The organism is Moraxella atlantae NBRC 14588, from assembly GCF_001591265.1.
In the GTDB taxonomy this organism is placed as follows: Bacteria; Pseudomonadota; Gammaproteobacteria; order Pseudomonadales; family Moraxellaceae; genus Faucicola; species Faucicola atlantae.
Genome location: NZ_BCUL01000003.1, coordinates 117,722 through 138,893, shown reverse-complemented (window position 1 = coordinate 138,893; position 21,172 = coordinate 117,722). Strand labels below are relative to the sequence as shown.

General features: G+C 50.3%; 18 protein-coding genes. 11 read left to right on the top strand and 7 right to left on the bottom strand.

What is annotated here, in order from left to right; all coding sequences use genetic code 11:
- Positions 1-92: 92 nt before the first annotated feature.
- Both MA2_RS03405 and ispZ read right to left on the bottom strand, forming a co-directional pair.
- Positions 93-389: a YciI family protein gene (locus tag MA2_RS03405; RefSeq protein WP_067056536.1), complete on the bottom strand. Its 297-nt coding sequence runs from the start codon at positions 387-389 to the stop codon at positions 93-95.
- 29 nt (positions 390-418) lie between these two features.
- Entirely contained in the window at positions 419-967 is a 549-nt protein-coding gene (ispZ, locus tag MA2_RS03400) for a septation protein IspZ (RefSeq protein WP_067056534.1), read from the bottom strand.
- 196 nt (positions 968-1,163) lie between these two features.
- On the opposite strand from ispZ, the gene MA2_RS03395 reads away from it, so the two are divergent.
- The gene (locus MA2_RS03395; protein WP_067056642.1) at positions 1,164-2,036 is read left to right on the top strand and encodes a PHP domain-containing protein; all 873 of its coding nucleotides are present in this window, start codon (positions 1,164-1,166) and stop codon (positions 2,034-2,036) included.
- A 254-nt stretch (positions 2,037-2,290) separates the two neighbouring features.
- On the top strand, positions 2,291-3,094 hold the full coding sequence (gene pgeF, locus MA2_RS03390; RefSeq protein ID WP_115254033.1) for a peptidoglycan editing factor PgeF: 804 nt from the start codon (positions 2,291-2,293) through the stop codon (positions 3,092-3,094).
- 32 nt (positions 3,095-3,126) lie between these two features.
- On the opposite strand, the gene MA2_RS03385 is transcribed toward pgeF, so the two are convergent.
- Together MA2_RS03385 and MA2_RS03380 are read right to left on the bottom strand one after the other, a co-directional pair.
- Entirely contained in the window at positions 3,127-4,575 is a 1,449-nt protein-coding gene (locus MA2_RS03385; protein WP_079352116.1) for a peptidylprolyl isomerase, read from the bottom strand.
- A gap of 155 nt (positions 4,576-4,730) precedes the next feature.
- Positions 4,731-7,607, bottom strand: coding sequence for an LPS-assembly protein LptD (locus MA2_RS03380; protein ID WP_067056531.1), 2,877 nt, complete (start codon positions 7,605-7,607; stop codon positions 4,731-4,733).
- Positions 7,608-7,964: 357 nt separating this feature from the next.
- On the opposite strand from MA2_RS03380, the gene MA2_RS03375 reads away from it, so the two are divergent.
- Complete coding sequence (locus tag MA2_RS03375) at positions 7,965-9,029, top strand: aminoglycoside phosphotransferase family protein (RefSeq protein WP_067056528.1); 1,065 nt, start codon at positions 7,965-7,967, stop codon at positions 9,027-9,029.
- Positions 9,030-9,062: 33 nt separating this feature from the next.
- The gene (gene murU / locus MA2_RS03370) at positions 9,063-9,779 is read left to right on the top strand and encodes an N-acetylmuramate alpha-1-phosphate uridylyltransferase MurU (RefSeq protein ID WP_067056525.1); all 717 of its coding nucleotides are present in this window, start codon (positions 9,063-9,065) and stop codon (positions 9,777-9,779) included.
- A 36-nt stretch (positions 9,780-9,815) separates the two neighbouring features.
- Here the strand turns inward: murU and MA2_RS03365 are convergent, their stop codons facing one another.
- Complete coding sequence (locus MA2_RS03365) at positions 9,816-10,784, bottom strand: lysophospholipid acyltransferase family protein (RefSeq protein WP_255246906.1); 969 nt, start codon at positions 10,782-10,784, stop codon at positions 9,816-9,818.
- Between the two features lie 10 nt (positions 10,785-10,794).
- Positions 10,795-12,594, bottom strand: a complete 1,800-nt coding sequence (gene aspS, locus MA2_RS03360; RefSeq protein ID WP_172459189.1) for an aspartate--tRNA ligase — start codon at positions 12,592-12,594, stop codon at positions 10,795-10,797.
- Positions 12,595-12,987: 393 nt separating this feature from the next.
- Here aspS and sohB point away from each other — a divergent pair, with 393 nt between their 5' ends.
- From sohB to MA2_RS03335, 5 genes are all read left to right on the top strand, one after another.
- Positions 12,988-13,962 carry a protease SohB gene (gene sohB, locus MA2_RS03355; protein WP_067056522.1) on the top strand — a complete coding sequence of 325 codons (975 nt, stop codon included), beginning with the start codon at positions 12,988-12,990 and terminating at the stop codon, positions 13,960-13,962.
- A 24-nt stretch (positions 13,963-13,986) separates the two neighbouring features.
- The gene (locus MA2_RS03350; RefSeq protein WP_158080600.1) at positions 13,987-14,607 is read left to right on the top strand and encodes a DUF1543 domain-containing protein; all 621 of its coding nucleotides are present in this window, start codon (positions 13,987-13,989) and stop codon (positions 14,605-14,607) included.
- Between the two features lie 12 nt (positions 14,608-14,619).
- Complete coding sequence (gene hemW / locus MA2_RS03345) at positions 14,620-15,852, top strand: radical SAM family heme chaperone HemW (protein ID WP_245945308.1); 1,233 nt, start codon at positions 14,620-14,622, stop codon at positions 15,850-15,852.
- Between the two features lie 426 nt (positions 15,853-16,278).
- Positions 16,279-17,028 carry an electron transfer flavoprotein subunit beta/FixA family protein gene (locus MA2_RS03340; RefSeq protein WP_067056512.1) on the top strand — a complete coding sequence of 250 codons (750 nt, stop codon included), beginning with the start codon at positions 16,279-16,281 and terminating at the stop codon, positions 17,026-17,028.
- Positions 17,029-17,093: 65 nt separating this feature from the next.
- Positions 17,094-18,026, top strand: a complete 933-nt coding sequence (locus MA2_RS03335) for an electron transfer flavoprotein subunit alpha/FixB family protein (protein WP_067056509.1) — start codon at positions 17,094-17,096, stop codon at positions 18,024-18,026.
- 262 nt (positions 18,027-18,288) lie between these two features.
- Here the strand turns inward: MA2_RS03335 and MA2_RS03330 are convergent, their stop codons facing one another.
- Positions 18,289-19,167: a hypothetical protein gene (locus MA2_RS03330; RefSeq protein ID WP_143821809.1), complete on the bottom strand. Its 879-nt coding sequence runs from the start codon at positions 19,165-19,167 to the stop codon at positions 18,289-18,291.
- A gap of 314 nt (positions 19,168-19,481) precedes the next feature.
- Between MA2_RS03330 and MA2_RS03325 the strand changes: the two genes are divergently transcribed.
- Both MA2_RS03325 and MA2_RS03320 read left to right on the top strand, forming a co-directional pair.
- The gene (locus MA2_RS03325) at positions 19,482-20,285 is read left to right on the top strand and encodes a DnaA ATPase domain-containing protein (protein ID WP_067056503.1); all 804 of its coding nucleotides are present in this window, start codon (positions 19,482-19,484) and stop codon (positions 20,283-20,285) included.
- A 119-nt stretch (positions 20,286-20,404) separates the two neighbouring features.
- Positions 20,405-21,160, top strand: coding sequence for a DUF2057 domain-containing protein (locus tag MA2_RS03320; protein ID WP_067056500.1), 756 nt, complete (start codon positions 20,405-20,407; stop codon positions 21,158-21,160).
- Positions 21,161-21,172 lie beyond the last annotated feature (12 nt).

The window sequence follows — 21,172 nt, the reverse complement described above, 5'->3', positions numbered from 1 at the left end:
AAAAAACTATCAAACCAAAACGCCTTAGACCTAAAAAACTTTAGACCCAACAAGCGATCAAACATTCAATCCCACAAAAAATATAGCCAATCTTACGCCTTGGGTAACACCTGCACAAACGGCTTGATATCAACGTGGCTATACACACCGTGCAGCAAAAACGGCTCCTGCGCGACCCAGTCTTGCGCTGCCGCTTCGTCAGCAAAATCCGCCACAATCACGCTGCCTGTGACCTCACTGACCCCATGGGCGACAGGGGTAGGGCCTGCCAAGCGTAATTGCCCTGCCGCATCTAATGCTGCAAGGCGTTCTAGGTGGGCAGGACGATGTTGTTGGCGCGCCTCGGCGGTCTGGGGTGCATCATGACAAATCAAAACAAATAACGCCATGGTTTTTCCTTATGTTTAAATAGTTAAACTTATTTTTGTGGTTTTGCCAAATCGGGATTGAGATGGTTTTTTAATAGTGCAAACTGCCCAACCATAAACACCAGCATGACAGGCAGCCAGCCCCATGTTTTAAAATTAACCCACGTTGCATTACTGGTAAAAAACGCAAAGTAGTATTGCAACGCCGCCATCAGCACAAAATAACCCACCCATGCCAATGTCAGTTTGCGCCAGCCTGCAGGCGACAGGCGAAACACCTGCCCCAATGCCAGCTGCATGAGCGGCTTACCAAGTAACACGCTAACCAACAGCCCCGCTGCCAATACGCTGTTGATGACCGTAGATTTCCATTTGATAAACGTGTCATCATGAAACGCAAGGCTCAAGCCGCAAAACACCACGGTTAGCACGACCGTGACCCATTGCTGACGCGTGAGTTTACCACCTGCGCGCGCCGCGTGAATCACCGCGACAATCAGCGTCGCAACCAACATCGCGCCTGCCGCTGCCAGCACGCCATATAGCTTTGCTGCCACAAAAAACGCAATCAACGGGATAAAATCCAGCAATGCTGTCATAGCCGACCCTTACAACCGTTTTGTCAAACACCAAGTACACAGACAAGTGCAAATAATAGCCGCTAGTTTACACGGTTGTGCTAAAATCGCAAGGTAAAATCGTTCAGCCTAAGGTTAATCTGTGAACCAATTTAGCCAGCACGCACCGCGCCCCGAACACCATGCTTTATTTGCCGCCAGTCCCAGTTTTACATCATTGCCGATAGACTTGCATTGTCATAGCACCTGCTCGGATGGCAGTTTTGCGCCCAGTGAGGTCGTGCGCTGCGCCCATGCCAATGGCGTGCACGTCTTGGCACTTACCGACCATGACAGCGTTGCAGGACTGACCGAAGCCCACCAAACCGCCGCCGAGCTGGGCATGACCTTGCTAAACGGGGTTGAAATCAGCTGCCGCCACCGTGTGACAGGCGGTTACAGCAAAAAATCAGCAAATAGCCAAATCGTGCTGCACGTGCTGGGTTACGGCTTTGATGATACTGACACCATGCACGCGCGGTTATCGGTGATCCAAGACCAGCGTGAACGCCGCGGCTATGCAATTTGCCAAAAAATCGCGGCTGTTTTTAAGCAGCCCGTTGATGAATTGTGGCAAGCGGTACTAGTCAAGGCGCAGCACAATCCCAAAGCCGTTGGGCGTACGCACCTTGCCAGCACGATGGTTGATTTTGGCATGGTTAAAGACGTACAAAGCGCGTTTAGCCACTATCTTGCCGACTACAAGCCATGCTACGTACCACTTGATGGCCTGAGCCTTACCGACACCGTGCGCTTGATCCATGCGTGCGGCGGCAAAGCCTCCTTGGCGCACCCAACGCGTTACGGCTTGAGCGCGACCAAAGTGCGTAACCTGTTGGCGGATTTTGCCAAAGCAGGCGGTGACGCGGTCGAGCTACCTGCCAGCAATGAGCCGCCTTCCACACGGCACATGATTGACCGCGCCATTGCAGCACATGGCTTACGGGTGTCGGTTGGCAGCGATTTTCATGGCACCACCATGCCGTGGCGTGTACTGGGGCAAGTGCCCAAACTGCATGACGGACAAGTGGGAATATGGCAGCTAAGTTAATATAACAGCTAATTTAATATAACAGCTAAGTTAAAGTTACAAGCCTGCTAAATACCAAAGAACGATTGATGGCTTGCTACCACCAATCAGCACGCGTAGCCATGAAAATTGCACCGAATAAAAGCAAGCCAATCATGCCCAATATGTAATAAGTTTATTTGAACAAACTATTTATTTAAAATAAATTTTAAAACGGCATAAAATATTTATAAACTTAAAGAATTTTTTGCTTAATTTAAAAAAAGGAAAAAACGGTGTCAAATCTTCAGCCCGATTATTTAACCCTAGCTCAACCAGCCTTTGCCAACGGGCAGCGCGTGTGGGTCATCCAAACCACCGTCGGCAGCATGACCCACCCTTATGGCAGCAACAACGTAGGCTTACACGTCAAAGACGAGCCGACAAGCGTGCACCATCACCGCACGCGCTTATTAAATACACTAAATACGCAAGCAGGCATCAATCGTATCAGCTGGCTCAATCAAGTTCACGGTGCAAACGTGGTGCAAATAAACGCTACACTCAGCACCACCGCACCCGATGCCGACGCGCAATTCACCGCTTTACCCAAGACCGCGCTTGCCATTATGACTGCCGATTGTGTGCCCATCGTGCTGACAAATGCCGATGGGTCACAGATTGGCGCGATCCATGCAGGGTGGCAAGGCTTAGCCAAAAATGTGATTGCTAGCACTGTGCACGCCATGACACAAGCACAGTCCGATGCTGATACCAGTCAGTGGCAGGCGTGGATTGGCGCGTGTATCGCTGCTAAGCATTATGAAGTTGATCACCGCGTGCGCGATGCATTGGCAGCGACAGTGCAACCATCTGACAGTATCGATAATTATTTGCGCCCAAATCCCCACAAGCATGGGCATTATTGGGCTGATTTGGCATACCTTGCCCAAGCACAGCTTGCAGCTTGCGGTATTACGCAGGTGAATATCAGCAGGCTAGATAGCTTTGCTGATACACGGTTTTATTCTTATCGCCGCCAAACCCAGCAAGGTCTGGCAGCAACAGGGCGCATGGCAACACTGATTGCCATTATTTAAGGCCGAATGAACACCGCTATTTGGTGGCTGACTTAGTTGGTGGTTTGCGCCTCGGGCATGATTTTGACATACGCTTGCGCGCGTAGTTCTTGCAACCAATCTTCTAACGCTTGTGGGGCAAGGCGCTGATAAAGGGTCTCACGCGCCTTGTTGCGGCGATAGATATCAGTCACGTCGTGTTGCCGCTTGCCTTCAACTTTAAGAATATGCCAGCCGTATTGTGTTGCAAACGGTGTTGAAAAATCATTGACTTCGGTATTTTTCATCACTTGTTCAAACTGTGGCACCATCTCACCTTCACCAACCCAACCCAATGAGCCGCCATTGTTCGCGCTGCCAGGGTCTTTAGAATACGTTGCGGCAAGGGTAGCAAAATCCGCACCTTGGCGCAGCTGTTGGTACAGTGATTCAATTTGCTGCTTGGCAAGCTCGTTGGTCATCGTCACCGATGGGCTAATGAGGATATGGCGTACCTGCCATTGGTCAATGATTTGTTGGTCATTGCCTTGTTTTTCAACCAGCTTGATGACATTGAGCCCGCGTGTGGTGGGTAGGGGGGCGGTGACTTGTCCAACACGCAACGCGGTGATATCACGTGACAAATCGCGCGGTAACTCGCCTGCACGGTGAAAACCCATGTCACCGCCTTGGATTTCGGCAGGATAGCCTGCTTGCGCGTCGGCAACCACCGCATTGACATCGGCATGATCCGCTTTGAGCGCGTCGGCGATCTTGTCCGCCACTTGTAGGGCTTGACGTTGCTCGGCACTGGTCGGCGCTTTGCCTGTCTCGGGGTAGGGCACCAATACGTGCAAGGTACGATACTCAACTTGGTCAAGCGCGCGGCTTTCGGGCGATGCTAAAAACATATCCACATCTTGGTCGCTGATTTTAATCCGCCGCGCAACTTGTTGCTGCTGTAACGTTTGCATAGCAAGTTCTTGGCTGACCTGTTGGCGCAACGCTTGATAACTGCCTGCTTGCTCGCGGTCAAGCTGTTGCTGCAATTGTGCCAATGAATCAATGCCTTGCTGCTTGGCAAGATTTAACAGCGCTGCATTGACGCGGCTATCATCAACACGAATGCCTTGGCGTTTGATGATATCCAACTGAATTTGCTGCAAAATCAGTTGGTCAAGCACTTGGCGGCGCAGCTGCTCGGGCGTAAGGCGACGGTTTTGCGCGGCAAGCATCTGTTGAGCTTCTGCCATCGCTGTATCCAGCTGACTTTGCAAAATCGGCGTATCATTGACCACAGCAACCACACGATCTAGCGTGCGTTTTTGCACACTAACCGCAGGCGCGCGCGTGGTAGCAGCATTTGGCGCAGCCATGGGGGTGTTGCTGATATCTGCGGTGGCGGCATGCGCGCTTAGGCTGAGCGTTTGCACAAGCATGGCAGCGACAAGTACCGACAAGCGGCGCGCACGGTCAGCCACAGGCGTGGTTGTGGTAGAAAAAGAAAAAACGGGGTTACGCATGGATGGCTATCCTTGTATGAAAGCTGCACCGATAAAACAAAACTGTCAAAAATTTTTTTAGTATAAACCGAAAAACTTGCCTAAATGTAAAAATTCGGTAGATTTTTAAAACACGGGCGGTTGCCAAAACGCAGTCAGATCAGCCAAGCTGGCCATTAAAAATCCCGATTGGGGTCAAATCCCACCACACGTTCACGCATCAGACTCGCCAGCCGTCCTTGCCGACGGTTTGAAATGCCCGTCAGACTCAGCTCTGCCATAATCGCGCGTTTGGGTTTGCGGCTGTCATCAAGTTCATCATAATAGCGTCGCCCATACACCGAAAAGCCATAGCAGCAGCTGTCATACGTCACGCCTGCCAACACGTCACTCCATTGGCTACGCTCTTCATCGTACTGCACCGCGCCCAAAAACCGCCAGTTTTCAGCAAAACCTTTAAACGTCAATGGCATCACCACTGACGCGGTCACGGCGGACAAATCACGCTGCCCAAGCGGATTGGCATTGCGCTTGATATAGCCGACATTATACAGGTTGGCGGCAGATGGCTGATAACGTACCTGCGTGTTGATATAACCCAGATCGCCGCCATCGGTCACCGCACCGTCTAGGTCAAGCCACAGTTTGTTGCGCGGTTGGGCACTTAACTGCACCACCGTGCCACTGGTATTAAGGTGGATTGGCTCGTTGCTGTCATTGAGATGCACGCGGATATCACCAAAATAAAATTGCTGCCCGATGCTGGCATCGAGTCGCGTCAAGCCTTGCCCGTCAATATAGCGATAATTTAATGACGGCGTCAGATGGTTGTTATCGGCTAGGCGATCATAACCCAAAAACCACGTGTTTTCATACAGTTGTGGAAAGTTGAGCGATGCTAAGCGCGTGTTAAAATTCGGCACATCGCTTTGGTCGCGATATGGCGCGTAAACGTATTTTAGGCGCGGACTAAGCAGCTGATAGCCGTCTGTGCCAAGTTTTGCGGTCGGGCTACCTGCCTTATAAAACATCAAACCGCTATCAATGCTCAGCTCTGGCACAAACACCGACTGGCTGCGGTTGTTGCGGTCTAAATCATTTGCCAGCGTGCTTTCCTCATCGTATTGTGTGTACAGATGTTGTAGGCTAACGCTTGGTGTGACATAGCCCCAATCGCGCACGAACGAATGCGATGCGGTGAGTTTGTTGTACAGCCTGCCGCCGCTGCGTTCGGGCGCAGAGCCATCTTGAATCGGGCGTTTAAAATACGCAAAATCACTGGTGCCGCTTACTTGTAGCCAATCACCCCATGGCACATAACGGCTAGGCACACGATAATGCAGCGACAACTGCGGCAAGCGATAATACGGCTTGTCTTTGTCCAAAATCGCTTGGTCACGCGTCAAATTGTTATCAAGGGTTTGAAACGTCTCAAATTTTGCCAATGCAGTCAGATAATCATTGTAATAATTTGCCTGAATACGCCGCGGTAGATTCAGCTGGGTGGTTTGGCTGCCTAATGTGTCAAAGTCATCTAGATACGCTGAATCCGACACATACTGATAAATCGCTTCTGCCGATAGCGTTGGGTTGTCTTGTGACTGCCACTGGTGCTTAAATAGCAAGTTTTTGCGGTCTTGGTGGTCAAATTCGCGGTCATTGGGCAAGTACGAGCCTGTGATATTGCCTGCACCAAAATTGTTGGTTAAATAGCGAAATTCGCCCGACAGCATGGGGTTGCGGTTGCTATAAATACGCGGTGTCAAAGTCGCGTCATAATTGGGCGCAAGGTTAAAGTAGTACGGTGCTTGCACCTGCAAGCCGCCATCGCTGCTAAAACCTGCCCGTGGTATCAAAAAACCACTGGTGCGGCGGCTGTCAATCGGAAAATTAAAATATGGCAAGTACAACACGGGCGTGTTTTTGATGCGTAAAGTCGCGTTATAGGCTTGCCCACGTCCGCTGGTGGTATCGACATCGATTTGCTGCGCGTGAATCCGCCACGTTGGGTTGGCAGGGTCACAGGTGGTAAACATCGCGTCATCGATTTGGTAACGGTTGTTATCAATGCGGTTTAACAGTTTGGCATAGCCATGCGCTTGTAGCGGCACACTGGCAAAGGCAACATCATGCGCGGTGGCTTGCGTGCTGTTGATATCATATGCCAGCTGGTCGGCAACAGTGATTAAACCGCCTGTCTTGGGTCGGGCTTGATGGCGCGTGGTCGAGCTGACCTCGGTGCTTGTCGTGCTGGCTGCATCGTTGCCATCAATTAGCATGACATTGCCTTGTGCGGCGGCAATACCTTCTGATAAATACACGGCGATTTTATCGGCGTTGATTTGCTGCTGCCCTTGCTGAATATGGACATTGCCCGACAATTCGGCGTAGTCGGCGTTATCATAGTAGCCATAATCAGCCTGCGCGGCAAGTTGATTGGGCGCAAGGTTAGTCAAATTGCTGTTGCCATTGGTATTGCTAAAATTGGTCACACTGGCATCAGGATAAACCCAGCGTCCATAGCACATCGGCGCAGTTGGCTGGTTGTCGCGCGCCGTGTCGGCGGTGGCGGCAGGGGTAGCCGTGAGGTTTTGTGCGGTGGTTGTGGCTGCGCGGTCTTGCGTGTCAGTAGTTTGATTGGCGGCTTGATCGGAAGCTTGTGCGTCACGTGTATAAAACGTTGCCAAACGCGCAAGGCTGGCTTGCTGTTTGTCCGTGCGTGTGACCGTGTCAGCGTTAGGCGTGGCAGAGGTCGCGTTGTCTAGATCGCTGGCAGGTAGTGGGGTTGGGCTGGGTGGCGTGCTGAGGGTAGGCACAGGCTCAGTGACTATATCTGACCCATCACTTTGGGCAGTGGTGTCGTGATTGGTCGCATTGACCGACGACTGACGATTTGCCGTGCTGTCATCTGCCACCTGCGCCCAACTGCACATTGGTACACCCATCATCAGCCATACGGCAAACAGTCGGTATAAGTGCGTGTGGCGGTGATCTGCATGGTACACGCGTCGCGTGGCTTGGGTTAATGGTGATAAATGGTGCACAACTGGCATACGTGGCAACGCCTCACAAATCCGCCAAAACGGATAGCATGTAACAGTTTATTTATACAGCCATCCTAGCAAGGCGGCAAATCAATCGGGCTTTATTGAGCCTAAAAATCATTGCTAGAAAAAATGGCTGTATCATAACATTACCGTGAAGGTTGCGCTATCTTTGTTTTAATTATGTTGTTGGCGGTGCGGTTTTTTAGATATGATTTTAACTTGAGAAAAACAGTAGCATAGCATTTTTCCGTGTTGATTTGCCCTTGTCGCGCGCGGTGTTTTTCGGTAGCATAGCGTTTTTTGCTAGCACCAACTTTGGCGACTAGCAAATTTTGATCACAGCGACAAACAGCGGTAACACAAATGGATGACACACAGACAGCACGTGCCGAAACAATGGCGCAATGGCTCACGCAGGTGTTTGATGGCGCGGCGTTTAGCACGGCAGCACTGGCAGGCGATGCCAGTTTTCGGCGTTATCATCGGCTTAGCGTGCACACGCCAACAGGCGAACAACGCTATATTGTCATGGACGCACCGCCCGACAAAGAAAGCGTCAGCCAATTTGTTGCTGTGGATGAATTGATGACAGGTGCGGTGCATGTGCCCACATTGATTGCTGTAGACGAGGCACAAGGCTTTATCGTGCTTGAGGATTTTGGCGGAACAGACTTTGCCGATGTCATTCACAGTGAGGGTGGCACGGCAGATGCGCCCACCGCGCAGCGTTACCGTGAGGCGATGCAAGTGATTTGCCAGTTACAGCAAATTGCTGTGGCGCAAGCGCGTGCCATCGTACCTGATTATGACGACACGTTGTTACGTCGAGAGATGCTGTTGTTTAGCGAATGGTTCTTGCCATATATTGGCGTGGCGTTTGACGACACGCGTTTTAGTTCAGCACACTGGCAAGCCTTGCAAGATGCTATCATTGCCCAAGTCAGCGCGCAGCCGCAAGTGGTGGTGCACCGAGATTTTCATAGCCGTAATTTGATGATCTTACCGCAGGATTTGGGTGTGATTGATTTTCAAGATGCGGTGGTGGGCGCGTACAGCTATGACATCGTGTCTTTGCTGCGCGATGCATATGTTGATTGGAGTGCAGCGCAAACCGATGTGTGGTTGAATGAATTTTTTGCCTTGGTGCAGCCGCAACTGCCACATTTGACCAAATCACAGTTTGAGCTTGACACCATGATGATGGGGCTACAGCGTCATCTCAAGATTTTGGGTATTTTTGTGCGCCTATATCAGCGCGACGGCAAAGCGCGGTATTTGGCAAACTTGCCGCGCGTGTTGCAAGATACTCTGATTGAAACGCGCTGGCTTGCCAGTTCACAAGGCGGTGTGTTTGCCAAATTTGATCACTGGCTTAATACCGCCGTGGTGCCCGCGTTTAGGCAAACGCTTTGCCAGTCACAACCCTAAACAATCGTAAACAATAAGGCTAACATTACCACTATGATTCGCCAAGCCATGATTTTATCAGCAGGCAAAGGCACGCGCTTGCGCCCTTTGACCTTGACCACCCCGAAGCCATTGGTCAGCGTTGGCGGTCAGCCGCTGATTGTATGGCATTTGCGCGCGCTTAAGCAAGCAGGGGTGACAGACGTTGCCATCAATGTGTCGTGGCTAGCGGACGCACTGCTATCGGCTTTGGGTGATGGGCAAGACTTTGGTATACAGATACATTGGTCGATTGAGCCCGATGAACCGCTTGAAACCGCAGGCGGTATTCGCCAAGCTTTAGCCACAGGCAAACTGGCAGATGAGCCATTTTTATTGGTCAATGGCGATGTGTGGACACCATTGGATTTTAGCCAGCTGCTACAACACGATTTACAAGACAATCTTGCACATTTGCTACTGACTGACCAAGCAACGCACAACCCGAATGGCGATTTTGCCTTACAAGACGGGCGCGTGTTGGCAGAAGGTGCGCCCAAACACACGTTTGCAGGCATTAGCGTACTTGCACCGCGTTTGCTGGCAAGCGTGCCGATCGGTGCGACACAATCGCTTGCGCCATTGCTTAAGACCGCGATGCAAGATGGCAAGGTCACGGGTGAATTACTGACGCAAGACTGGGTCGATGTTGGTACACTGGCGCGCTTAGAGCGTTTAAACGCCAAGATTGCGGAACAAGGGGTCGCTGGGCATTTGGGTGCACCTGCATAAGCTGGTTTTGATTTTCAAAATAGCTTTGATTTGGCGTTACACCATACGCGGATTGGGCGGTAGAATCGCCGTCACGCCATGAAACTGCGCCACCGCACGCTGCACGGTTTGCCAGTCTTTGCGATAAATGCCTTTAAAATTTGGCACACCTTTAAAACGCCGATACCCCCAAACGTACTGCGCAGGGTCGCGTGCGATCATGGCTTCAATGGCGCGATTGAGCGCGGCGGTTGAACGGGCAGCATCGCGTGCCCACAAATCTGTGTCTGTCAAAGCATCGCAATACACCGCAAAGCCGTTGCCATCAGCACCACGTAAACACGATAATCCTACCAATCGGCAGCCCGTACGCGCGGCAAGCTTGGTGGTCAATGTACCTGTCAGTGTTGGCACGCCAAAAAATGGTACTACTGCGCCGCTGCTGGGCTCGGGCACGTGATCGGGCAGTACAATGCTAAAGCCACCTTGTTTTAAGGTTTGTAGCACGGCTTTGACGCCACGGGCATCGGTCGGTACCAGTGTTGCCCGCACGCGTTCACGTCCTTGTAGCATCAGCGCATCCACAGTCGCGCTGTTTGTCGGTTTGTACATGATGGTCGGCGCGGCGAACTGATTAAGCCACGCGTTCATCATCTCCCAACAGCCCAAATGTGGCACGATGGCAAGCACTCCACTGCCGCTTGCCAGCGCGTCAGTAAGCACCTGCTGCCCGTGCACGGCGCGGATTTGCCGAACTGACCAATCAGGTGGCATGACCCAGCTTTTAAGCGCAGCCGCCGCATTGAGGTATTGATTAGTTAGCGTTTGCTCAGCAAGCTGTTGCCGTGCTTGCGCCGACAGATGAGGGTAGGCAAGCGCAAGATTGTAGCCAATCACGCGCTTGATGGTGAGCTGACTGATATCATTGATAGCCCAGCTTGCCGTGCGTGCCATGCCGTTTAACGCAGTTAGCGGCACATGACGCAAGGCAACGCTTAGCGGTTTGACAGGGTTTAAGTCTAGCAAAACGCTTGGCTTATGAGGTGGGCTTGTCTTTTTCGCGCAGACGAATGCCCAATTCGCGCAGTTGCTTGGCATCGACAGGCGCAGGCGCGTCGGTCAAAGGACATTCTGCGGTTTTGGTTTTTGGGAAGGCAATCACGTCACGGATTGAGCTTGCGCCCACCATCAGCATGATCAAACGATCAAGCCCGAATGCTAAACCACCGTGTGGCGGCGCACCGTATTTTAGGGCGTTGAGCAAGAAGCTAAATTTTTCTTCAGCCTCAGCTTCATCAATGCCCAGTGCTTCAAATACCGCTTTTTGCATATCAAGCGTGTTGATACGCAGCGAGCCGCCGCCAATTTCGGTACCGTTTAGCACCATGTCATAGGCGATAGACAGCGCGGTTTCGGGGCTGGTTTTCATCTCCTCGACCGTGCCTTTAGGGCGGGTAAACGGATGGTGAACCGATGTCCATTTGCCATCGTCAGTTTCTTCAAACATCGGGAAATCAACGACCCACAGCGGAGCCCATTCGCACGTGGCAAGGTTTAAATCATGCCCGATTTTGACGCGCAATGCACCCATCGCGTCATTGACGACTTTGGCTTTATCCGCGCCAAAAAAAATCAAATCGCCGTTTTGTGCGTCGGTACGTTTGATAAGCTCAACCAACACCGCATCGGTCATGTTTTTGATAATTGGTGATTGTAAGCCCGATTCTTGCTCAACACCATTGTTGATTTTGCTGGTATCATTGACCTTGATATAAGCCAACCCTTTGGCACCATAGATGCCAACAAACTTGGTGTACTCATCGATTTGCTTACGGGTGATTTCTGCACCGTTAGGAATCCGCAGCGCGACCACACGCCCTTTGGGGTCATTGGCAGGGGCAGCAAAGACTTTAAATTCGACGCTTTGCATGATGTCAGCCACATCAACCAGTTTAAGCGGAATACGCAAATCAGGCTTATCTGAGGCGTAATCACGCATGGCATCGGCATACGTCATGCGCGGAAAATCGCCAAATTCCACGTTCAGCATGGTTTTAAACAAGTCTTTAATCAAGCCTTCTGCCAAATTCATGATATCTTCATCACTCATAAATGAAGTTTCGATATCAATTTGGGTAAATTCTGGCTGACGATCAGCGCGTAAATCCTCATCACGGAAACACTTGGCAATTTGATAATAACGGTCAAACCCTGCTACCATCAATAACTGCTTAAATAACTGTGGCGACTGAGGTAGGGCGTAAAACTCACCATTTGACACACGGCTTGGCACCAAATAATCGCGCGCCCCTTCAGGCGTTGCACGGGTCAAAATCGGTGTTTCAACGTCCAAAAAGCCGTGATCATCAAGGTAACGGCGGATGGTTGAAGTTGCTTTGGCGCGAAATTTCATGCGCTCTTGCATCTCGGGGCGGCGCATATCCAAAAAACGGTATTTAAGGCGCAATTCCTCAGACACATTGGTGAATTCGTCATTAAGTGGAAACGGTGGTGTATCCGCAGTCGCGATGGTGTCGATGTGTTTGGCAAGTAGCTCGACTTGTCCACTGGTCATGTTGGGGTTTTCGGTGCCGGCATAGCGGCGGCGCACACGCCCTGTGATGGCAAGCACGTATTCAGGACGCGCAGCATCGGCGGTGGTGAATGCTTCGGGCGTATCGGGGTCTACCACGACTTGCAACAAGCCCTCACGGTCGCGCATATCCAAAAAAATCACCCCGCCATGGTCGCGGCGACGGTGCACCCAACCGCAGATGGTGATGGTTTGGTCAATCAGCTGTTCATCAACAAGCCCGCAATACTGTGTCCGCATCATACAACGCTATCTCACTGTTTTTTCAATAAAAATTTAGCCAAAATTTGCCCAAGTAAAGAAATTGCCCAATTAAAATCTGATACGATCCAATCACTATTGGCAAAGCGGTTTTTGTGTCGATTCAATATACATGAATAAAAATACACAAATATAAAACCACCCGATTTGGCAAAAATCATGCAAACGCTTATTATGCCGTTTTTGTGGCGATTTCTCAATGTTTGGTCGTAAAATGTTTCACAAGACGTTGCGTGTGCCAGCAAAGACCAGCATAAGATTTAGCTGATATTTTAGCTGATATATTGAAATTTGCCCCACCTGCGCCCACCAAAGCAGGTTGAATTCACCCCTTTTTTAAAACAAGTTGTGTCAAACAACCATTAGGTTATCATTATGCTATTTCAAAACAGCAAAAATCCGCTTGACATCAAAGTCACCCACTTAAACAAAATCAAAAACCAACGCAAGCAGCAGCTGATGCTAGAAACTGGCGACAAACCAAGTTTTAAAAAACTGCTCAAGCGCGCGCTGACTGATTTGCCCAAACGCGGCAAAGCGCAGCACAAGGTGTTTGTGCTCGATTTTAATGGTGATATCAAAGCCACCGCCGTGCAACAACTGCGCGAGGAGATCAGCGCGTTATTGACCGTGGCTGAAGCAGGCGACGAGGTGGTGTTGCGCCTTGAGTCGGCAGGCGGTTTGGTGCACAGCTATGGCTTGGCAGCGGCACAGTTGGTGCGTATCAAAGACGCTGGGCTGACCTTGACGGTTTGTGTCGATAAAATTGCCGCCAGTGGTGGCTATATGATGGCGTGTGTTGCTGATAACATTATTGCTGCGCCGTTTGCGGTGGTCGGCTCGATTGGTGTGGTCGCACAGGTGCCAAATTTTCATGACTTTTTGCAAAAACATGATATCGATGTTGATGTATTCACTGCAGGCAAGTACAAACGCACCGTGACCGTGTTTGGCAAAAATGATGCCGAAGACAAAGAAAAATTCCAACAAGAACTTGAGCAAACCCACAAGCTGTTTCAAGATTTTGTGCGTAATTTTCGCCCGCAGTTAGAGGTTGCCAAAGTCGCCACGGGTGAGCACTGGTATGGTGAGGACGCATTGGCACGCAATTTGGTCGATGAATTGCAAACCTCTGACAGCTATTTGTTGGATAAAATGGCAAGCCAGCAAGTGTATGCCATTCACTCACGCCGCAAACCGACATTTGCCGAAAAACTTGGCTTGGCGCAATCAGCGCAAGCTGCTACCCAAGCATTGAGTCAGCGCGTGGTGGCAGGGGCGTTGGACGCGGCAACAGCTAAGCTGCCTGAGGTCATGCACGCCTTTGAACCGCGCCAAAACCAGCACTAACACAAGTTTGCCATGCAGCTGTTGATGCTAAAAATTGGCGCAACGCCACCAGGTCGGCTGATTGAGCAGCATGACGTGATGTTTGTGGCTGCCAAAACATTGGGCGATGTGCTGCCTGCCGTCAATGCTGCGTGGCGTGAGGTGCGCGGCAAATGGCATATCGATGCGTGGCGCGCGGTCACACGTGTGGGCGATTATAGCGTGGCGTTGGTTTGCGAAGCCGTAAGCCGCCAAGACCGACAAGTCAGCGCACCCAGTCGGCCGTCTGCGCCACAGCTATTTTTTATCAATTTAGGCGGATATTTGCCCAATCAGTTTGAGGAATATCACCACAAGCTGCTGATTGTAGCAGATAGCCGCGCCCGTGCCATCGCGCAAGCCAAAACCAGCGCGTTTTATCACGACTACAGTTTTATCAATCCCAGTCCTACTATCAGCGGCGTGGCGACCAGTCATGTGGATAATCAATTGACGCTCGATGTTGATAATATTCATAACGTGCAGGATTTGCTCGCGCCTAACTATCGCCTGCATATCCGCAAGCTTACGCCTGAACAGCAAGCCACCTTGCCGCACGATGACCAACACATCGGCTATTTAAGTCTTAAACAATTGCGCGCGCTGCGTGATGCAAATGCAACCTAGGACATTGCTGCTGTGCCGAATACGACCTCACCTCATTCTAGCATTTTAAATCCTGTGGTGTTACAATCTGCCAACGTACCACTGGCGTTGTACATTCATGTGCCGTGGTGCGTCAAAAAATGCCCGTATTGCGATTTTAACTCACATACCCTAAATGGTCAGGCGGACTTTGCCGCGTATGCCGACGCGCTGCTGCAGGATCTGGACAGCCAGTTGCCATGGGTGCAGGGGCGTGTGGTTAGCTCGATTTTTATTGGCGGTGGCACGCCATCTTTGATGCCCATTGCTGCCTACGCGCGGCTGTTTGACGGCATTGCCAAGCGGCTGCGGCTCAGCGATGACTGCGAAATCACGCTAGAAGCCAACCCTGCTACCGTTGAGCACGCGCCGTTTGCTGAGTATCTAAATTTAGGTATCAATCGGCTATCGTTGGGGGTGCAAAGTTTTGCCTCCGACAAGCTGCAAGCTTTGGGGCGCATTCATAGCCGTGTGCAAGCAATAGCCGCCGTCAAAGCCGCCCAAGATGCTGGATTTAGCCGTTTAAATATTGACCTTATGCACGGCTTGCCGCAGCAGACGCTTGCCGATGCGTTGGCGGATTTGCAGCAAGCTTTTGATTTGCGTGTGCCGCATATATCATGGTATCAGCTAACCATCGAGCCCAACACCGTGTTTTATCGCACACCGCCAACCTTGCCCGATGATGACGCATTAGACGAGATTGGCGAGCAGGGTGCGGTGTTGTTGCAAGCCCATGGTCTGATGCAGTATGAAGTGTCGGCATGGGCGCAAACATCAGACCAACAATGCCGCCACAACCTCAATTACTGGCAATTTGGTGATTATTTGGCGATTGGGGCAGGTGCACATGCCAAAATCACCACACCTGACGGTATTTTTCGCTTCAGTAAAACCCGTCTGCCCAAAGACTATCTGACGCCACACGGTACCCAAGGCAAGGTTGGTTGGCAGCGCATTGACGAGAACGCACTGGCGTTTGAATTTATGCTCAATGCCTTGCGCCTCAAAAACGGCGTACCGCGTGATTTGTGGCAAGCGCGTACAGGATTGGCGTTTGATACCATCGCACCGACACTGGCGCGTTTGATCGCGCAAGGCTTGATGGCTGATGACCGCGCACGCATTCGCTGCACCGACACAGGGTTTTTATTTTTAAACCGTGTGTTGGGTGAATTTTTGCCCGAAACTGCTAATCTTCAAACTGCTAATCCTCAAACTGCTTGATTGCAGTGGATAAATTATGCCCAAATCACCACTGATTGAACCATAAAATGCGCTTGTCAAGTTATTTTACGGCATGAAACCTGCAAAACTTTAACAAAACCATGACTTATAATTCACCGTCAAGCCTTGATTTGTCGTGTCAGTTAGCGCAACATAAGGCGGCTGAGTTATTTTACCGATCAGTCCACCTCGCGCTGCCACAGGTAAGATGGTGTGGCGACACGCTTATTTTATGCCATACAAAAGGACACATAAAATAAGCCTAGTGCGCGTGATGGGCAATCTAAACGTACGTTCAACTTGTACATCAGCAAGTAACTTGTGTAAAATCAAGGCATGCGTGCGTAAATGTTTTATTTAATCACCAAAAACCTTGTGTAAGTTTGGTTTTTTTAATCATAAGTTAGGCAAAAGCAAGAGGAAGCTATGAAAGCATTAGTCGCCGTGAAGCGTGTTGTGGATTATAACGTTAAAGTTCGTGTCAAAGCTGACCAATCAGGTGTTGAGCTAACCAACGTCAAAATGTCCATGAACCCATTTGACGAAATCGCCGTTGAAGAAGCGGTGCGCTTGCAAGAAGCAGGCGTGATTAGCGAAATCGTGGTGGTATCAATCGGGCCCAAAGAAGCGCAAGAGCAAATCCGCAGCGCGCTAGCAATGGGTGCAGACCGTGGTATTTTGGTCGAAACCAACGACACCGTACGTCCCCTACAAGTGGCAAAAATCCTAAAAGCCATTACTGAGCAAGAAAATGCCGACGTGGTGATTTTGGGTAAACAAGCCATCGATGACGACAACAACCAAACAGGTCAAATGTTGGCGGCATTGCTAGACGTGGGGCAAGCAACATTTGCTTCTAAAGTACAAATTGCCAATGGCAAAGCAACCGTTACCCGTGAGATTGATGGCGGCTTACAAACCGTTGACTTGCCGTTGCCTGCAGTGATTACCACGGACTTGCGCTTGAATGCGCCACGCTTTATCAAGCTACCAAACATCATGAAGGCCAAGAAAAAACCATTGGATGAAAAAACACCTGCCGATTATGGCGTGAGCACTGACGCGAATATCCAAGTGGTTAAAGTCACCCCACCTGCCGAGCGTCAAGCAGGCGTAAAAGTCAATTCAGTGGATGAGTTGATTGACAAGCTAAAAAATGAAGCCAAGGTGATCTAATTAGCAACAAATCGCTAACTATTGACCCATTATTTGAAGATTTGACACTTAAAAAGGATTTCAACATGAGCATTTTAGTCTATGCCGAGCACGACAATAAAGAGCTAAAAAAAGCCACACTAAGCGCGGTTACCGCCGCAAGTAAAATCGGCGGTGATATCACAGTATTGGTGGCAGGCAGCGGTTGCCAAGACGTTGCCCAGCAAGCCAGCCAAGTGGCAGGTGTCAGCCGCGTGTTGTGCGCCTCAAAACCCGCGTTTGAAAATCAACTTGCCGAAAACGTTGCTGCATTGGTTGTATCATTGGCAGGGGATTATAGCCATATCATTGCACCTGCTACGACCACAGGCAAAAACTTCATGCCACGCGTGGCAGCCCTGCTAGATGTCAATATGGTATCAGACATCACCGCGGTGATTGATGCCGAAACCTTTGAGCGTCCAATTTATGCAGGTAACGCCATCGCCACTGTCAAAGACACTGAAGCCAAAAAAGTCATCACCGTGCGCGCCACAGCGTTTGACGCGGCAGCAGCGCAAGGTGGTTCGGCACAAATTGAAGAAATCAGCGCAGGCGGCGATGTAGGCAAATCAAGCTTTGTTGGCGAAGAGTTGGCAAAATCTGATCGCCCAGAATTGACCTCTGCCGAGATCGTGGTATCGGGTGGACGTGCGCTGGGTAGCGGTGAAAACTTTACCAAATACCTTGAGCCATTGGTAGATAAATTGGGCGCGGCAATGGGCGCATCACGTGCAGCTGTCGATGCAGGCTATGTACCAAACGATCTGCAAGTTGGACAAACTGGTAAAATCGTTGCGCCAAGCTTGTATATCGCGGCAGGTATCTCAGGCGCAATTCAGCACTTAGCAGGGATGAAAGACTCTAAAGTCATCGTGGCAATCAACAACGACCCCGAAGCACCCATCGCACAAGTGGCGGATTATTTCTTAGAAGGCGATATCTTCACTGTATTGCCAGAATTGACCAGCAAATTGTAATTGCCAATTTGCCAGTAGCCGACTAACAAAAATCTCGTCACCATGACGGGATTTTTTTTATTGACAATTTAGCTGATCGTGCGTCATTCTCTACGGCGTAAAGCGTTTTTCTAGTGCAACACTTATCAGTGTAAGTGTACTGGTGAAAGGTAGCAACCCAACCTTGATTGAGCGGCTATGGGTCGCAAAGATTCTCCACCACGGCCGCTAGGTTTAGACGCTAAATTTAGACGCTAGGTTTGGCGGAGGAGTGTGTCATATGTCAAGGATTGTAGTTGTACGCTACGACCGTGGGTGCACGGTAGCCATTGACCGCGTCACGTGTGGTAGCAAAATCAATGACATAGTTATAAATGTGATCATTTTCATTAATTAGCCCATCGCCGTTGGTGTCGGCTTGGGTGGTGAAGTAAAACCGCTCAACCTCAGGCAACCAATACGTGGTTTTGACATACTGGTTAATCGGGTGTAGCTTGGTCAAGTGATTGCCCGTATCATCGCTCATATACAGCGACAGCTGGTCATCGATATTGGTTTTGCTGTCATTGTCATCAGGCAGCTCTTTAACTTCATAAATAAAATGCCCGAGTAGTTTTTTATCGGTCGGCGTCATGGTGCTATCTGCAGTTGCAGCATTAGCAGGCGCGTCGTTGGGGGTTTTTGCCAAATCAACATACGGATAAAATACCGATTTGATCAAATAATTGTCCTGTACAAACAACCGCTTAGCACTGCGAGTTTTGATATTTTCAAACACCAAATTATAAACATTCACGCTAAAAGTATAAGGCGCGGTTTGCTGAAAATAATTGACAGGCGTGGCATCGCCGCGTTTGGCGTTAGGATACGCGCTTTGGGCAGGTACAGACGGCACGATGGGGTGTAGCAAGCTAGGCACACCTGCCAAATACACAGGAAAGTCGGCTTTTTTTAGACCCACCACCGCAGGCGGCATTGTGGCAGGCATATCGGCAACGATGACATCGCCGTCTTGTGGCGCAGGTGCAGCGGTTGTGCTCGCGGTTGGCGTGGTATCGCGCGTAATATGCGTAACGTTAGATGCGCTGTTGTTGGCAGGATTGGGCGCAGGCAAGCGATCACAGCCTACCAAAGCAGCAAGCGCGACGGTCAATATACCCAAACATTGGGAAGCTAAAAACTTGTGTGGCAAATCAGATCGCATAATGGTTTATTTGTCAAAATGTTAGACGTATCATACGCAAGTTTGTTGGCACTGGCAAGATGGGCTCATTGACAAGCTGGAGCAATAAAGTGGGGGCAAATTCTGATATGCTGTAAAATATCTAGCGACTGTATGTGACAAAAATTTGCACACCCACGCCTAGCCATGCTATCTTTGCTTGCCAAAATTGGTATAATAACCGCAAATTGCCAACGCCCTGTCCATCATAAAAATGTTTAAATCATGCGTTTGGTAAAGGACAATCACCATCAATGACGCAGCGCCAGCTTAGCCTAGACTTATACATCAAGCAAGACGCAAGTTTGAGCGATTTTGCTGGGCCTGGGTGGCTGACTGTCATTGATGCGGTACGGCAAGCGCATGTCGGCTTGGTCAATCAGCTGTATTTGCAAGGTGAGGCAGATACGGGCAAGTCCCATCTGTTGGCAGCGATTGGGGAGTCATTCCGCGAGTTGGGCAGTTCGGTGATTTATCTGTCCATGCGTGAGCTGGTCGGGCTTGATCCACAAGTGGTGGGTGGGCTTGAACATATGGACATGATTGCCATTGATGATATTGACGCGATCGAGGGGCATGCAGGTTGGCAAGAGGCGATTTTTCATCTGATCAACCGTAGCCGTGAACGCAGCCAAGATGCGCAAGTGCTGTTGGCGTTTGCCAGTCGCAAGCCATTCGGACAGCTTGATTTTGGTCTACAAGATTTAAAATCGCGCTTGGCAAAGTCGCTGTTGGTGGCATTACCAACAGGCAGTGACCGCAGTGACCGCGCGCTGATTTTACAGGCGGTGCTCAAGCGGCGCAACTGGCAATTTGACCCGCGCATTACTGATTATCTGCTTGATGAAGGCCCAAAGCGCATTGGAGCGATGCTTGAGGTATTGACCGCTGTGCAGCCGATGTTTACCAACCTTGAGCGCGCGCATGTCACCAAAGCCAAAGTGCAAGCGGCAATCAAGCTGATTGATGAACGTACGTTGCTAGATGAATTGCGCGATTTGACATCCGATGATGATACGCTTGCCAGCGACAGGCAGCAAGATTGGTTAGATTTTTAAATAAGATTTAGCTGTTTGACAACAATAACAATTTTACGTGTTTAAACAATCAATTACACCCGTAAACCAAGTTTTATTCAACCCAATCAGCCCGATTTATCTGATATAAAGGAAGTTTTATGAGCGTCAAAACCGTGCTAAACACCTTGCGTGCGCTTGCGCCCGTCGCCTTAGCCGCAGTGGCAGCAACCAGCATACCTGCGTTCGCCCAAGTTACTCTCAACGTGGGTGACAATGTTGTGGTCACTGCAATCAACGGGCAAGAGGTCAAAACCAGTATGTTTCGCGACCCTGTGCGCACATTTACGCTAGAACCTGGTCAGCATGTGATCACTGCCAAATACCAGCGTCTGTATGATCTACGCGGTGATGAGCATGATATTTTGCGCTCGGATAACATCAGCATCCCCGTTGAGCTGCAAGACAACCGTACGTACACATTGGTGATGGCAAATCAGCCTGAAGCCTATAGACGTGCCAAAGACTACGCCAAAAAACCAACACTTGCCTTAGTGGATAGTAACAGCCAAACCATTGCCAGCCAACAGGCGCAAGGCAGCAGCGATGGCGGCATTTTTAGCGGTCTAGGCTCGGCATTGGGCGGAATTTTTGGTGGGCATAGCAACGCGGTCGAGTCCAATCAACAAACCATCAACGCGCTAGAAGGCAAATCGGGCAGTAGCATTCCTGCGCTAGCCCCCCAAGCAAACCCAGCGGCGACCAATGGTGTTGCGGTAACAAGCAATGCCACTGCCACCACCAGCACAAATGTGAACGCCAATGTAAATATGGACACGCTCGATCAGTTCATGAACTTATGGCTGAAAGCCACGCCTGCAGAACGCGAAAAAATCCGCCAGTGGGTACAGCGTTAATCGCGACTTTAT